The 12,315-nt window shown below is 60.3% G+C and carries 27 protein-coding genes and 1 pseudogene; 16 read left to right on the top strand and 12 right to left on the bottom strand.

Annotated features, from left to right (window positions below; all coding sequences use genetic code 11):
• Window positions 1-77 precede the first annotated feature (77 nt).
• The 7 genes from ACZ899_RS07835 to ACZ899_RS07805 form a co-directional block, all read right to left on the bottom strand.
• A complete protein-coding gene (locus ACZ899_RS07835) occupies window positions 78-251 on the bottom strand; it encodes a hypothetical protein (RefSeq protein ID WP_234561060.1) in 174 nt (57 codons plus the stop codon).
• On the bottom strand, window positions 248-436 hold the full coding sequence (locus ACZ899_RS07830; protein ID WP_234561061.1) for a hypothetical protein: 189 nt from the start codon (window positions 434-436) through the stop codon (window positions 248-250). The genes ACZ899_RS07835 and ACZ899_RS07830 overlap by 4 nt, the downstream gene beginning before the upstream one ends.
• The gene (locus tag ACZ899_RS07825) at window positions 433-861 is read right to left on the bottom strand and encodes a hypothetical protein (RefSeq protein ID WP_234561062.1); all 429 of its coding nucleotides are present in this window, start codon (window positions 859-861) and stop codon (window positions 433-435) included. The genes ACZ899_RS07830 and ACZ899_RS07825 overlap by 4 nt, the downstream gene beginning before the upstream one ends.
• Window positions 862-1,100: 239 nt before the next feature.
• A complete protein-coding gene (locus ACZ899_RS07820) occupies window positions 1,101-1,274 on the bottom strand; it encodes a hypothetical protein (protein ID WP_234561063.1) in 174 nt (57 codons plus the stop codon).
• Window positions 1,275-1,522: 248 nt separating this feature from the next.
• Window positions 1,523-1,708 (bottom strand): hypothetical protein, encoded by a 186-nt coding sequence (locus ACZ899_RS07815; RefSeq protein WP_234561064.1) that lies wholly within the window; start codon window positions 1,706-1,708, stop codon window positions 1,523-1,525.
• Complete coding sequence (locus ACZ899_RS07810) at window positions 1,705-1,890, bottom strand: hypothetical protein (protein ID WP_234561065.1); 186 nt, start codon at window positions 1,888-1,890, stop codon at window positions 1,705-1,707. Before ACZ899_RS07810 ends, ACZ899_RS07815 begins: the two co-directional genes overlap by 4 nt.
• Window positions 1,891-1,948: 58 nt before the next feature.
• Window positions 1,949-2,128, bottom strand: coding sequence for a hypothetical protein (locus ACZ899_RS07805; protein WP_234561066.1), 180 nt, complete (start codon window positions 2,126-2,128; stop codon window positions 1,949-1,951).
• Window positions 2,129-2,594: 466 nt separating this feature from the next.
• Between ACZ899_RS07805 and ACZ899_RS07800 the strand changes: the two genes are divergently transcribed.
• Window positions 2,595-2,918, top strand: a complete 324-nt coding sequence (locus ACZ899_RS07800; protein WP_234561067.1) for a DUF1654 domain-containing protein — start codon at window positions 2,595-2,597, stop codon at window positions 2,916-2,918.
• Window positions 2,919-2,968: 50 nt separating this feature from the next.
• On the opposite strand, the gene ACZ899_RS07795 is transcribed toward ACZ899_RS07800, so the two are convergent.
• The 5 genes and pseudogenes from ACZ899_RS07795 to ACZ899_RS07775 all read right to left on the bottom strand — a co-directional run.
• Entirely contained in the window at window positions 2,969-3,406 is a 438-nt protein-coding gene (locus ACZ899_RS07795) for a DUF2846 domain-containing protein (RefSeq protein ID WP_234561068.1), read from the bottom strand.
• A 113-nt stretch (window positions 3,407-3,519) separates the two neighbouring features.
• Window positions 3,520-3,972 (bottom strand): hypothetical protein, encoded by a 453-nt coding sequence (locus ACZ899_RS07790; protein ID WP_234561069.1) that lies wholly within the window; start codon window positions 3,970-3,972, stop codon window positions 3,520-3,522.
• Window positions 3,973-4,096: 124 nt separating this feature from the next.
• The gene (locus tag ACZ899_RS07785) at window positions 4,097-4,438 is read right to left on the bottom strand and encodes a hypothetical protein (protein ID WP_234561070.1); all 342 of its coding nucleotides are present in this window, start codon (window positions 4,436-4,438) and stop codon (window positions 4,097-4,099) included.
• Between the two features lie 34 nt (window positions 4,439-4,472).
• Entirely contained in the window at window positions 4,473-5,300 is an 828-nt protein-coding gene (locus tag ACZ899_RS07780) for a S24 family peptidase (protein WP_234561132.1), read from the bottom strand.
• A gap of 84 nt (window positions 5,301-5,384) precedes the next feature.
• Window positions 5,385-5,513 (bottom strand): annotated as a pseudogene (locus ACZ899_RS07775) (helix-turn-helix domain-containing protein); the annotation flags it as partial.
• A gap of 140 nt (window positions 5,514-5,653) precedes the next feature.
• Here ACZ899_RS07775 and ACZ899_RS07770 point away from each other — a divergent pair.
• The 15 genes from ACZ899_RS07770 to ACZ899_RS07700 all read left to right on the top strand — a co-directional run bounded on the left by ACZ899_RS07770 (window position 5,654) and on the right by ACZ899_RS07700 (window position 12,311).
• Window positions 5,654-5,893, top strand: a complete 240-nt coding sequence (locus ACZ899_RS07770) for a transcriptional regulator (RefSeq protein WP_160290764.1) — start codon at window positions 5,654-5,656, stop codon at window positions 5,891-5,893.
• 29 nt (window positions 5,894-5,922) lie between these two features.
• On the top strand, window positions 5,923-6,117 hold the full coding sequence (locus tag ACZ899_RS07765) for a hypothetical protein (RefSeq protein ID WP_160290763.1): 195 nt from the start codon (window positions 5,923-5,925) through the stop codon (window positions 6,115-6,117).
• Between the two features lie 296 nt (window positions 6,118-6,413).
• Window positions 6,414-7,208, top strand: coding sequence for a Rha family transcriptional regulator (locus ACZ899_RS07760; protein ID WP_234561133.1), 795 nt, complete (start codon window positions 6,414-6,416; stop codon window positions 7,206-7,208).
• On the top strand, window positions 7,205-7,381 hold the full coding sequence (locus ACZ899_RS07755) for a hypothetical protein (RefSeq protein WP_234561071.1): 177 nt from the start codon (window positions 7,205-7,207) through the stop codon (window positions 7,379-7,381). The genes ACZ899_RS07760 and ACZ899_RS07755 overlap by 4 nt, the downstream gene beginning before the upstream one ends.
• Window positions 7,378-8,316, top strand: coding sequence for a helix-turn-helix domain-containing protein (locus ACZ899_RS07750; protein WP_234561072.1), 939 nt, complete (start codon window positions 7,378-7,380; stop codon window positions 8,314-8,316). Before ACZ899_RS07755 ends, ACZ899_RS07750 begins: the two co-directional genes overlap by 4 nt.
• Entirely contained in the window at window positions 8,306-9,109 is an 804-nt protein-coding gene (locus ACZ899_RS07745; RefSeq protein ID WP_234561073.1) for a hypothetical protein, read from the top strand. Before ACZ899_RS07750 ends, ACZ899_RS07745 begins: the two co-directional genes overlap by 11 nt.
• Window positions 9,106-9,339: a hypothetical protein gene (locus ACZ899_RS07740; RefSeq protein ID WP_234561074.1), complete on the top strand. Its 234-nt coding sequence runs from the start codon at window positions 9,106-9,108 to the stop codon at window positions 9,337-9,339. The genes ACZ899_RS07745 and ACZ899_RS07740 overlap by 4 nt, the downstream gene beginning before the upstream one ends.
• Window positions 9,339-9,611, top strand: a complete 273-nt coding sequence (locus ACZ899_RS07735) for a phiTE_015 family protein (protein WP_234561075.1) — start codon at window positions 9,339-9,341, stop codon at window positions 9,609-9,611. The genes ACZ899_RS07740 and ACZ899_RS07735 overlap by 1 nt, the downstream gene beginning before the upstream one ends.
• Window positions 9,608-9,829, top strand: a complete 222-nt coding sequence (locus ACZ899_RS07730) for a hypothetical protein (protein ID WP_234561076.1) — start codon at window positions 9,608-9,610, stop codon at window positions 9,827-9,829. The genes ACZ899_RS07735 and ACZ899_RS07730 overlap by 4 nt, the downstream gene beginning before the upstream one ends.
• Window positions 9,822-10,220, top strand: a complete 399-nt coding sequence (locus ACZ899_RS07725; protein WP_234561077.1) for a recombination protein NinB — start codon at window positions 9,822-9,824, stop codon at window positions 10,218-10,220. Before ACZ899_RS07730 ends, ACZ899_RS07725 begins: the two co-directional genes overlap by 8 nt.
• Window positions 10,220-10,534 (top strand): hypothetical protein, encoded by a 315-nt coding sequence (locus ACZ899_RS07720; RefSeq protein WP_234561078.1) that lies wholly within the window; start codon window positions 10,220-10,222, stop codon window positions 10,532-10,534. Before ACZ899_RS07725 ends, ACZ899_RS07720 begins: the two co-directional genes overlap by 1 nt.
• The gene (locus ACZ899_RS07715; protein ID WP_234561079.1) at window positions 10,525-11,127 is read left to right on the top strand and encodes a recombination protein NinG; all 603 of its coding nucleotides are present in this window, start codon (window positions 10,525-10,527) and stop codon (window positions 11,125-11,127) included. Before ACZ899_RS07720 ends, ACZ899_RS07715 begins: the two co-directional genes overlap by 10 nt.
• Window positions 11,124-11,246 carry a hypothetical protein gene (locus ACZ899_RS07710; RefSeq protein ID WP_267967118.1) on the top strand — a complete coding sequence of 41 codons (123 nt, stop codon included), beginning with the start codon at window positions 11,124-11,126 and terminating at the stop codon, window positions 11,244-11,246. The genes ACZ899_RS07715 and ACZ899_RS07710 overlap by 4 nt, the downstream gene beginning before the upstream one ends.
• Window positions 11,243-11,932, top strand: a complete 690-nt coding sequence (locus ACZ899_RS07705; RefSeq protein ID WP_234561080.1) for a hypothetical protein — start codon at window positions 11,243-11,245, stop codon at window positions 11,930-11,932. The genes ACZ899_RS07710 and ACZ899_RS07705 overlap by 4 nt, the downstream gene beginning before the upstream one ends.
• Window positions 11,922-12,311 carry a hypothetical protein gene (locus ACZ899_RS07700; RefSeq protein WP_234561081.1) on the top strand — a complete coding sequence of 130 codons (390 nt, stop codon included), beginning with the start codon at window positions 11,922-11,924 and terminating at the stop codon, window positions 12,309-12,311. The genes ACZ899_RS07705 and ACZ899_RS07700 overlap by 11 nt, the downstream gene beginning before the upstream one ends.
• The last annotated feature ends 4 nt before the right edge of the window (window positions 12,312-12,315 follow it).

Raw genomic sequence — 12,315 nt, 5'->3', positions numbered from 1 at the left:
CATGAAGAAGGTGCAGGCGAAGAGCATGGAGAAGGAGCCGCGCCAGATGACCAGGCGCCGGGCGCGCTGGTAGCGGGTCATGGTCGGGGCCTTGAGCTGAGCGGCCGGCGCTTCAGCCAGTCGGCCTTGATCGGGTAGGGCAGATCGGCCACACGCATGCCGACCGGGAACTCGACGGTGCCGCGCACCTGGGCGGCCTTCGCTTCTTCGATTTGCTCGTCGATCAGCGTCTTTACGATCGGGGTGGTCATGCAGCCTCCTTGCGCCGCTCGGCGATGCGGCGGATGCGCTCGCAGTAGTGTTTGAACTCGTCGGCGTCGATATCGCCGGCAGTGAAGTGGGCAACGATCAGCGACTCGGTTTCTCGGTCGGTCTCGGCGGTGCAGTGCGCAGCCAGCCGGTCGATGGCCTCGCCAATTCGTACATGCGGGCTCAAAACCCACACTCCTGAATGTCGTGTTCCTTGTCGCGCTCGGCGGCAACGGCCTTGGCCGCTACCGGGCGCAGCAGGTCGGCGGCGATCTCCTTGAGCACCTTTGGACCGCCAAGCAGGTACGTGCACAGCTCCATGATGAAGCCCGCGCTACCGGTGCCCATGCCAGCCATGACCAGCTTGCCGAAGGCGTCCTGTTGGTCCAGCCCGTCGATCTGACGGTTGTTCAGGTGGTCCTGTACCGCCCGGGCGAAGTCGACCTGGGTGATCTCACCGTGTTCGCCGCGGTAGCCCCAGCTGACCCGATAGCCCAGGACCAGCTGGGCCGCGTGTGTTTCGATCCACTCCACCTGGTCGGCGTCATCGTCGCTCACCGCCAGCGGCATCCGGTTGTCGTACTCAAACTGTGCGGCTCTAAGTGCGCCCATGGCGACCTCTTGTTGTGTTGAGCAACCGCATTAGGCAGATGCCAGCGCAGGTGACCAAACCCGAGCCGTGAAGCTCGCTGGCACCTGTCTGATGCGGTCGAAGTAAAGGGAAGGGGATGCGGGATGCATCGGGAAGCGCATGGCCGGTAACGACATTTGATCCGGACGATTCCATGCGCTTTCCGATGAACCCTGCGATGGGGAGCAGGGCATCGGGCCGTCTTTCCGGCTGTCAGGGCTCAGTTGTCGATGCTTTCGATTTCTTCCCACTCGCCGTCGAAGCGGCGCTTTGGGTTTTCCGGATCGCTGATGTCGATGATCTCGACGCATTCGTCGTCGCATGCCTGCAGGTCGTCATCGCCGACCTTGCTTGCCTTCTGGATCAGCCCGTCTTCGTGAATGAACAGGTACATCGTCTTGCCCTCCAGGGCGGTTGATTTCCCGTCAGCCCCTCGTGTGAAGGGCTGCCAGTGAAATCAGTGAGTTGCGAATCTGCGGTTCCAGCGCTCGATCAATTTGAGCGCACGCTCTCGCGACCTCACAAAACGAACAGGGTGCAGTTCATCCTCCTGCGCACATGGCAGCGCACTGCATTCCGCGTCACTCCATGTTCTTGAGATAGCCCACCCCTTGCTGGCGCTGCGGCCTTCGCAGTAGATCCTCATGCTGCGAACAGCTCTTGCTGCTGCGGTGCCGGCATCAGGTAGGCCATCAGTTGCTCGGTCGGCCATTCCGTTACGTCGGTCCAGTCGGGATGCAGGTGCTTGAACTCAGCCGGGTGCAGCCACCGGCCTTGCTGCTTGTCTGGGCTGATGCAGAACTTGAAGCCCTGGTCGCGCAGGTTCATGCCGCCGCCTTGCAGTCAGCAGCGGTCATGCGCTGGCCGTCCTCCAGCTCAACCACGCAAACGCCACTGGTGTAGCCGCGCTCAGCGTTGATCCTGTTCGCCTCGCGGATGCAGGCGTCTAGGTCGTCGGCGGCAAACACCTCGCGTTCGCCAGCGAGGGTGATGCGAAGGACTTTGTTCATGTCGTGTTCCTCCAGTGGATTCCCAATGCCGCCTCATCGAAGCGGTATCAGTGAATCGTCAGGCTGCGCGCACCTTGCTGGCCCGCGCTCTCAGCTCCTTGCCGTCGACATCGACGACCAGATACAAGCCCAGGCCTCGGCCGTGTCCAAGGTTGTCGGTGCGGAGGAACTTGCCCGACTTCTCGGCGCCGCGCGGGTTGGTGAGGATTACGTCCTGGCCTTTCGTGAATCCGCTCATGTGAGCTCCTTTCTGTTGGGGTGATTTCCCTGATGCCCCTCGCGAGAAGGGCACCGGGTGAAATCGCACGTTTTCCGCCGTGCTCAGCGGGGCGCATTGCTTGCCAGGTCATTCGCTCGGTTCAGGCATTTCGCCTTCGTCAGCCGTACAGGGTTCTCCCTGTCGTGGGCAGCCTTTCTGGGCTGTCTGGCGCCGGTCGCCGGTAGAGGCAAAGCGGTCTGTTGGTTGTTGCGCTGGCTGTTAAAGAGCGGCGGCCTGTGAGGGCCTGGCGAGGGACTGTGTAGCGCCTCGGCGAAGTAAAATTAGCAATCGCTAAATTGATCGTCAATAGCAATTGCTAAATTTCTTTCTCGGCAGCCATCTCGCCGCCCACACGGGCAGCGTTCAAATGGGGGTTACATTTTTGTAATCGCTTGGCTATGCTTCGCTTATGACTGTACGAATATACAGTATTTGGAGGTAGGAAATGGCAGCAGTACTCGAAGACACCTCAATGACCGCGCGCCCCGAATTGACAGGACTGGAGCGCCTGGGGTTGCGGGCGTCAGCGATGATCAACTCGCCGCTGGCGCAGTTGGGGAGGAGGGTGCTGATCCATCGCCTGGACACGGACAGCGATCAGGACTGGGAGGCGATCATGGAGCTGCTGGCTGAGACAGAAGGGTTGGATATGACCTTCTGCGACGACGGATCAGTGATCCTGCAGTGGGAGAGGTCGGACGATGAGCAGGTGGATAAGCAAGATGAAGGCGAGGAAGATGATGAGCCGAAGGAAGAGGCACCTTTCTGACGCGCATGAAAAAGCCCGCGCTAGGCGGGCCCTCCTGCCAGCAAAATGATTCAGTACTGCGACTCGATCAGCTTGCACTCAAGCACGCCTGCTTTGCCCTCAGCGGTATCAACAACCCTCATTCCGCTGCGAGCAACTGCGAACCCCATCTTTACCTCCTGATGGATGAAAATGGTTTGGCCAGCTCGGGTCTCAACCTTCAGAAGGTCGGTGTTCTCGCCATCGGCTGTGATGATGTGCTTGCCTGGAGGAACTTCTTTGTACAAGTAGCTGTAAGCGACTGTCTTCCCAAGCTGCCGGCCATCGAGCACGACCGGCATCTTGATGGCAGCGCCTACGAACTCATTGCGGTAGATGTAGATGCCAGACATATCAGGGGCAGGAGAAAAGCGCTTGGCGGCGCTGTCATCCTGTGTGTTGGCCATGGGCACAGAGGCGCAGCCGACAAGTGACAGGCAAAGTAGGGCGGTAGCAGCGAGCGAGCGCATCAGGAGAATCCGTTCATGGTTGGAAGGCGCGAATGATATCAAAATGACCAGATGACGCGTCGCTTGGGCAGATCATCTCGCACGCAAAGAAAAGCCCGCCGAGGCGGGCTGCTTCATTTGCTTTCTTGCTGGGGTGCAGGAGCCTGCGTCTCTGGCGCCTTTGCTTGATCCTTTCCGGCCTGGAATACCGAAACGGTGGTTGACACTGCCGAGAGCACGTTCGCTTGGTTGGCGAAGTACGCTCCTACGACGATTGCCCCTACTGCAAGCAGCTGAGCGATTACGCTTGCCCAGAAATGTGTCTTAAGAGTGGCGGCCTCCTTTGCTGAGGCATCAGCGCTGGCTGCGGCTTGCACCGACTGCTCGGCGAGCATCCGAAATTTCTGGTTCCATTCATCCGAGAGCGCGATCGATGAATTCAGGCGCTCATTGAAGCGCTGGTCTCGTTCTGCTTGAAGCGTCAAGAATGAATCGATTTTTGACGATATAGCCTCAGCTCGAGCATCCATCTTGGTTTCGATGGTCTCGAGCTTGGCATTAAATTCTTCGCGCGTGATTTCACTCATGGGGCCAGTATGTACCTCAGGAGCCTGCTTGTCAGTATGGTTCAGTTGCTCTTTAGCACTAGGTCTGGCGTACATCGGAGTGATCTTCTCGAAAGACTCCCTGACTGAGTCGGGCGTTTCGTACCTACTCGTCGTCATTTGGGGAATCCTCGTCGAGATCTTCCAATTCAAGCTGCTCTGGCGGCGGGTTCTCATCAACCCATTCCTTCACCACCCGGGCGATATGTTGCCTTATGAAGCCGCAGTTGCTGCAGTAAACCGAGAAACTACTCAGGAACGTAGGCTTTGCCCCGTCTCTAAGTGTCGTGACCATGCGATACGATGTTTCTGTGCTAGGCGCGCCAAGGACCACCCAGCGTTGAAAATTACAAACGGGGCAGCGTGACTCGCCTGTTTTGGCTTCAAGAAAGCGGATGAAATCGTCCATCGTTGTAGTGAAGCGATGGACCTTTCTTTCTTCAGACATCTAAGAAACCTCAAAAAGCGTACGTGTATTCTTTTCACACCAGATGCGCATTCCAAACGAGTAACACCCTGGCCTGGATAAAGGTCTCTTCTCGTCTGATCATCCGATCCTTGTGCTTGCTATTGTCCGAGATCATCTCAAAGTGATCTTCATCCGCGATCTGTAACCGCTTGATGTAGATATGGTCGCCCCAGGAGAACAGGTAGATCCCATCACCGACGAACTCGCGGATGCTGACGTCGACGATCAGCGGGTCCCGGTGCTTGATGGTGGGCTCCATCGACTGGCCCCATCCCGTGACCAGCTTTAGGTGGAAGTGCTCGGTGAACTCCACGCCGAGCTCGCGCAGGTGCCGCGGGCTGACGCGCACGTCCTGGAGCATTTCCGGGTAGTCCTGCACCGTCTGGCCGCCGCCCATCGCCGCGCGGATGTCGTAGTGGGCGATCCAGACCTCATCACCCACGAGTCCTGGGCGGGAGAAGTCGGCGGTGATCACGTTGCTGGCTGCCGGCTCCTCGGCTGCCGCCAGCAAGCGCTGCCGTGTCTCCTCCGGAATCCCCTTGCCGCTCTTCGCCAGCATCTGCTTGACCAGGTCGGCGGCCGATTTCCCGCCGATATCTAAGCCCGGCGCTGTCGCCCGCGGCTCATCATCCGAAGGGATCGAGTCGAACCATCCGTGGGGAAGGCCTTCGATGCCCTCGATCCGCCGGGCCACATCGTCGCCCAGGTTCTTCGCGGTCTTGTCCGAAAGGATTTGGCTCAGGTGCGCAGGCGCCATCCCCCAGCGCTCGGCGCAGGGGCCTTTTCTCTGGTCGCCAATCAGCTTGATCAAGTTGTGCTTGCGAATCTCGTAGATATCCATGGCGTGAGGGATTGCTCCTTCTTGCCGTGCAAATGAGTCCGGATCGGATGCTATGGCAGGAGACACCAGCGTTCCGAAATCCAAGCCGATCTTTTCCTCAAGCCTAAGCGCAGCCTTCTCCCCCAAGTTCCTATGCCCATTGAGAATCTGGGAAAGGTATGAGGCATCGAGGCCGTACTGATCAGCGAATTCTTTCTGGCTGGCCCCAGCCATTACGGCTTTCAGAGCTGCAACCCGGAGCTTATTGATATCCATCCCGCAATCATCGCCTTCTGTTAGCAATCAGTAAATTACTGTTTGCTATTGATCGACTCATTAGCAGTTGCTAATCTGGCGGCAATAGGAGGTGCACCATGAATCTGCACGACTACATCAGGCCTCTCGAAAAGCTCGATCTGGAGAGCTTTGCAGCTCGCTGCGGGACCACCGCGGGGCAGCTCAAACAGGTTGCTTACGGATACCGCCGCCCAGGGGCAGCCCTTGCCATCAGCATTGAGCGTGAAACCACTGGACAGGTGATTTGCGAAGACATGCGCCCGGACATCGACTGGGCATATCTCCGCAACTCCAAAGCAACCAAATCCGCCGCTTAACCACTTCACAAGCAAGGAAACATCAACTGATGAGCTACGACGATAGCCGCCATCTGAAAGACAGGGAGATCAAGTCTCGTTACGACGAGGACACGTACGAGGCAGTCAGGGCGGTGGCAAAACTCCACCGGCTGCAGCCAGCTGTATTCGTGCGCATGTGTGTGGAAGAGAAGCTCGCTCACCTGATCTCTCAGGATGATAACGAGACAACGCAGACGGCCTGAAGGCCCGCAAGGGGGACTCATGGCTGAAACCACGATCTGCCACGGCCTCGAGGAGCGCTTTTACCGAAAGCTTGAAGAGAAGGCGAGGGAAGCCGGGATGGCCCCGGAACAGTACGCCGTCCAGATAGTGCGGGAGAGCCTGGTCGAGAAAACGAGGCCTAAGGGCGCCGGAAAAATCCGGCACCTGCCTCGGCCTTAAAAGGCCCTGAAAAGGGAAGCCCTGGAGACAGGCACAAAAAAGCCGGGATTGCGGCCCGGCTATCTGCAACATCACATAAGTGAGACCAATTATGCACATGCAGACCCCAAGTGTACAGGCCCTCAAACGGCCCGCGCCACAAAATGCGAACCAAGATTTCGTGGCGCGGATGTCGTCGCGGGAAATTGCCGAGGTCACCCAAAAGCGCCACGACAATGTGTGGCGGACCATCGAATCCCTTCACGCCAAAGGTCTGATTGGACTCCCTCAATTTGAGGAAGTCCCTAATCCGGGCCCTGGGCCGCTTTGCATCAAGCAGTACCTCGTCGGCAAGCGCGACAGCTTCGTTGTCGTTGCCCAGCTGTCGCCAGAATTCACCGCCGCCCTGGTTGACCGATGGCAGCAGCTGGAAGCCCAGGTAGCGAAGCCGATGCCGACCGACCTCAGCAAACTGGAAATCCTCCAGATGGCGCTGGAGTCTGAGAAAGCCCGCGTACTGCTCACCGTCCAGGTCGAAGCCCAGGCCAAGAAGATCGACCACCTGGAAAACCTGTTCAAGCAAGGCATGAGCCACGTTCAGTTCTGCAAGGGCCTGAATGGGGTCAACGTGATGCAGGTCGGCCATTTCCTCGAGCGCCGCAACTGGCTCTACAACGAGAGCAAATCCGGTACCCGCTATCGCGTGGCTGCCTACGCCCGCGACAAGTACATGACCGAGCACCAGCAGGAGATCACCCCTCACGGGAAAGAGGCGTTCATCAACTACACGCCGATCCTGCTGCGCAAGGGCGCCGTGCGCCTCTACGAGTTGTACCTGGCCGACGAGCTGCCCATGAAGAAGAACTGGGACGGTCTGCACACCCACGACAAGGCCGTGCGGGGTGCAGCATGACCTACGACGAAATGAGGGAAGAGGTCGCCGAGGCTATCTGGGATGTCCGCCGGGACCACGAAGACCGGTGTGATCAGGAGCTCAAAGAACTGGGCAAGGATCATCCAGTTTGGGAAGAGGCAGATTCGGTGATAACCACATTGGCTGGGCTCGGCCTGCTGGTGCTGCCATGAGCATCATCCGAGCCCCTCGGCCTGAAACGAGGTTCTACACCCTGGACAAGACGATCAGTGAGGACGAGCGCCTTTCGTGGGGTGCTCGTGGCCTGCTGATCTTCCTGCTGGGCAAGCCGGACAACTGGGAGGTTTCCGTCACCCACCTGATCAAACAGACCAGCAAGGCCATCGGCAAGTCCAGCGGCCGCGATGCTGTGCGCGTGATCATCAAGGAGCTTGAGGCAGCTGGTTACATGGCTGTTGACCGTGCGCGCAATGACGGTGGCTCGTTCAACGGAATGGCCTACACCGTGTGCGAGCGACCACAGACGGAAAATCCGTCTATGGGTTCACCACAGACGGAAAATCCGGCGCCGGAGAAACCGGCCCCGGCAAAACCGGCGCCGGGAAATCCCCCCCTAATAAAGAATGATCTTCAGCAACGTACTGAAGAAGAAGAAAATACTGATCTTGAGCATTGCACCCCACCCGCTGAAGCGGGAGAGGGCGCCGCCAAGGTCATCGCACTAGTCCCGCAACCGCGCTGCGCAATCCCTGCCGATATGCCTGGCCCGAAAGATCCTGAGTGCAAGACCTTCAAGGCTTGGGCGAACTATGCAATGGCCTATCGCAAGCGCTACCACGCTTGGCCGGTCTGGAATGCGAAGACCGCCGGGCAGGTTGGCCAACTGATCGGTCGTCTCGGCATCGAGGTTGCCCACCATGTGGCTGCTTACTTCCTGACGATCAACGACGCGCGCCTGATCAACGGCTGCCACAACCTGGGCGACCTACTGGCCAAGGCCGAGGCCTACCACACCCAGTGGGTCACCAATCGCCAGATGAATGCCACGACTGCCCGTCAGCAGGAGCAGACCCAAGCCAACTACAGCGCCGCCGAGCAAGCCCTGGAAGCGCTGCGAGCCAAGAGGGCTGCAACCCATGCTGAGTGAAGACCAGCAAGACCAACTGCTGCTGTCCCTGTTCGCCACCGCAGAGGTGATGGGTCAGCAGCTCACTCAGGGCGCTGCGCTGCTGATGGTCGAGGATCTGCGTGAGTACAGCGAGGGCGTGCTGACCGATGCCCTTCGCACTTGCCGCCGTGAAGGTGGGCGCCTGACCGTGTCTGCGATCCTCAAGCACGCCCAGGCCGCTGATGGGCACCCCGGCAAGGACGAGGCCTGGGCCATTGCCCTGTCGGCCAGCGACGAAAGCGAGACGGTGGTTATGACTGCCGAGATTCGACAGGCCATGACCGCTTCCGGCCCCGTGCTGGAGGTTGGCGACAAGGTTGGTGCGCGCATGGCCTTCATGAGCGCCTATGAGCGCTTGGTTATCGCTGCCCGGGCTGAGGCACTGCCGGCCAAGTGGGAAGTATCCCTTGGATATGACTCGGCCCGTCGCGTGATAGCCATCGAGTCGGCGGTGCGCTCGAAGCTGATAAGTCAGGAGGCGGGCGCCAAGCATCTGGCACACCTGCAAATTGCTCCTCCCACTGAGGATGGCCGGGCCATCGCAGGCCTGATCACTGGCGAAGTGCGAGCCAAGGCCAGCCCCAAGGTGCGCGAAAAGCTCGCCGAGGTGCGCTGCATCATCGAGGCCGCCCAGACCAAGAAAGACGGTGAACGCGTGAAGGAAGCCCAGCGCCGCCGCGTCGACACCTATCTGCGCAAACGGCAGACGCGCGTCGCCATTGCTCAGTTGAACATCAAGCGCGCCGGGCAGCCGGCCGGGGAGGGCGTATGACCGAGCAACGCAAATTCCTGGGTCACCAGTACATCGCTCGCCGGGCCTGCGGAAGGGTCTCGGCTGCTTGCTGGGATGACAAGGGGCACGAGAAGAGCACCGCGAAGTTCGTGGCCGGCTGCGTACGCCGCGGCGACGCGGTGGAGCGGATCGAGCGTCGAGAAGGCGACCCAATGCCGGAGTGGATCTGCCGCCCAGGCTGCAACGCCTGCCGTAAGGAGAAGCACTGATGGACACCAACAAGATGCGGGAGCAGTTCGAGGTTCAGTTTGTCGAGGAATACGTCAGGGTTCTCGGTGAAGGTGCGCGCGAACTCGCAGCTCATACCCTCGCAGCAAATCCGCCGATGGTGAGCATGTCCTGGTGGGCCTGGCAAGCCTCCCGCGAGGGCGTGGTGGTGGAGCTGCCGAGTTTCGATGACTACCCGGCCAGCATGGAGCGCGATATGCGTGAGTCGCTGCGCTCTGCGATCGAGGCCCAGGGCCTGAAGGTGGCGCCATGACAATCGACAAACAAAAGCTCCAGCCCCTGCTGTGGTCGGTAGTCGCCTCTTGGCGTGCCGGCAGTGATGCCATCGAGCGGCACACGGACGCCCTGGACGAGTTCCTCGGCGAGACGACGGTTGAGGAGGTCGCGCTGGGCCTGCTGGACGAGATCAGCCAGCTCACCGCCCGGGTGCGCGCTGCGGAGAAGCAGCTGCAGGAGGTGGCGAATGTCTGAGTTCGCTATTCGCAGCACACAGGACCTCAACCGCCTCTACGGTGCCCTGCACGCCATCGACCTGACCAAGCCAAAGGTGGTGGTCATCAAGGACGAGAAGCGCCCCGACGTCTGCAACCGGAAGATGTGGGCAATGCTCCGCGACGTCTCCCAGCAGGTGGAGTGGTACGGCCGCAAGCTCACGGACGAGGATTGGAAGCACATCTTCAGCGCCGCGGTGCAGAAGCAGGACGCGGTGCCGGGCATCGATGGCGGCTTTGTCGTCCTGGGCGTCTCGACCCGCAAGCAGTCGCAGAAGTGGTTCAGCGATCTGTTCGAAGTGATGCACGCCTTCGGCGCCGAGCATGGCGTGCGCTGGACTGAGCCGGATCGGTGGGGAGGGCGGTACTGATGAGCCATAAATTCAAGCCAGGCGACCTTGTGGTCATCGTGGGAGCCAACTCGTTGACCGAGAACATCGGAAAGCACGGCGAGCTGCGCGAGTACGTTGAGCCTGGCGATATCTACCTGGCGCCGAACGGTCGCATGTATCGGCAGGACGACGTCCCCTGCTGGACAATCAGCGGGGAAGGGCTGGCGGCCGTAATCGACGGCGAGGCTGTGTGCTTAGACTTCGGTATCCATGAGCCCCGGCACCTCATGCCCCTGCGCGGCGACTTCTCCCCCGAGCAGCGGAAAGCCAAGGAGGCCGAGCCATGCGCGTAGCCGAGATCAAGCCGAAGAAGTGCAAAGCGCCAGGCTGCGGCAAGCACTTCAAGCCGACCATGACCACGCAGAAGGTGTGCAGCATCGCCTGCGCCAAGGCCATGGCCAAGGACCCGAAGCTGCAGAAGATCGCGGCCAAGGCCATCACCAAGCAGAAGCGCGAAGACCTTCAGGTGCGCCGGGAGAAGCTTAAGACCCGCCGGGAGCACATGGCCGAGGCGCAGACTGCGTTCAACGCCTACATCCGCGAGCGCGACGCCGGCCTGCCGTGCATCAGCTGCGATTCACAGCCTAGTGACCACGACCTTATCACCGGCAGCCGCTGGGACGCCGGCCATTACCGGTCAGTGGGTGCCTGCCCGGAGTTGCGCTTCGAGCCGCTGAACGTCCACCGCCAGTGCGTGAAGTGCAACCGGAACCTGTCCGGCAATGCCGTCGAGTACCGCATCCGGCTGGTGAAGCGCATCGGCGCCGACCAAGTCGACTGGCTCGAAGGGCCTCATAAGCCCCAGCGCCTGACCATCGAAGACCTGCAGGCCATAAAGGCCCTATACCGCCAGAAACTCCGTGACCTCAAGAGGGCAGCAGCATGACCTGGACCACCGAACAAATCGTCGGCCTGCTCCTGCTGGCCATGTTCATCAGCTCCACCTGGTGCGTCACACGCGGCCAGCTCATCGCGAATCGCCGGAAGAAGGAGAACGGCCAATGAAGTACCAAAGCGTTTTGGCAGCAGTGGTTCGCGCCCTGGCGGCGGATACCGTGAGCGGTGTAGGTGGTGGCGACTTCGAGCCGAAGGTCCAGGCGTCCAAGCTCAAGGGCGAGATCACCGGGAAGGATGCGGCGATGCTGGTGGACTGCTGGGTGCACGCCCGCCTGCACAGCAAGCTGATCCCGCGGCACTGGAGCGCGCTGACGGCCAGGTTCTCTACCCACAAGGTCAAGAAGGTGGAGGCGATCGGCAAGCTAGTGCCGCTGATCGCCACCCAGGCGCCGAACCTGTTCCGGTACAAGGCGGTGACGGCCTGGGCCATTCCGCCCGTGAAGGGCGTGCAAGCGCAGTCGGGTCGAGAGGTGGCAAGCAGATCTGCCCGTGATCGCGCGGACTTTGATGCACTTACCGATGCCGTGCGGAAGCAACTGGCCGGCGAGTCGGTGGCGGATGGCGAAGACCGGGCACGCCGCGAGCAGTACGTGAAGCGCTCCACCGACATGATCGTGCTGCCGGCCGAGTTCTACGACATCAACACCTGGGATGGCCAGGGCCTGAATCGGACCACCTACTGGCGCTGGAAGAAGGCTATCGAGAATGTGCTGGACGAGATGGTTGCCGAGGCTCTGGTGGCTGCCAGCAAGATTCTGGAGGACGAAGGCATTTTGATGGCAGATGCCGCTTGACACCCGTGCAACGATGCAACATTATTTGCTCATCCTGTCATTCCTGCGCGTGTTGAGGATTGACGAACAAAGCCCGGCCATCGTGTCGGGCTTTTTGTTGCCTGTAGGAAAGCGCATGAAGCCATCAACTGCATGGAGCCTCCTGGCATTCGCCTTGGCCCTGGCCAGCTACGCCCTTCACCGCGACATTAGCGCCAACGTCTTCCTTGGCTGCGTTTTCATTATTCAGGGCCTCAAAAGGCCCGACGGTTCGGCCCAAGAGCGCCGGGCTACATTCCTGGCTGCCGCACTGAGCGCTGGCATCCTCCTTTTCGCGCTATGGGCACTCGCCACCGGCCTCGACATCCGAGGCCCGGCGCCATTCCGCTACAAACACTAAGGGA

Source organism: Pseudomonas sp. TE31087, assembly GCF_057284075.1.
The sequence above is the reverse complement of the archived record's forward strand: the minus strand, read 5'-3'. Positions and strand labels throughout refer to the sequence as shown.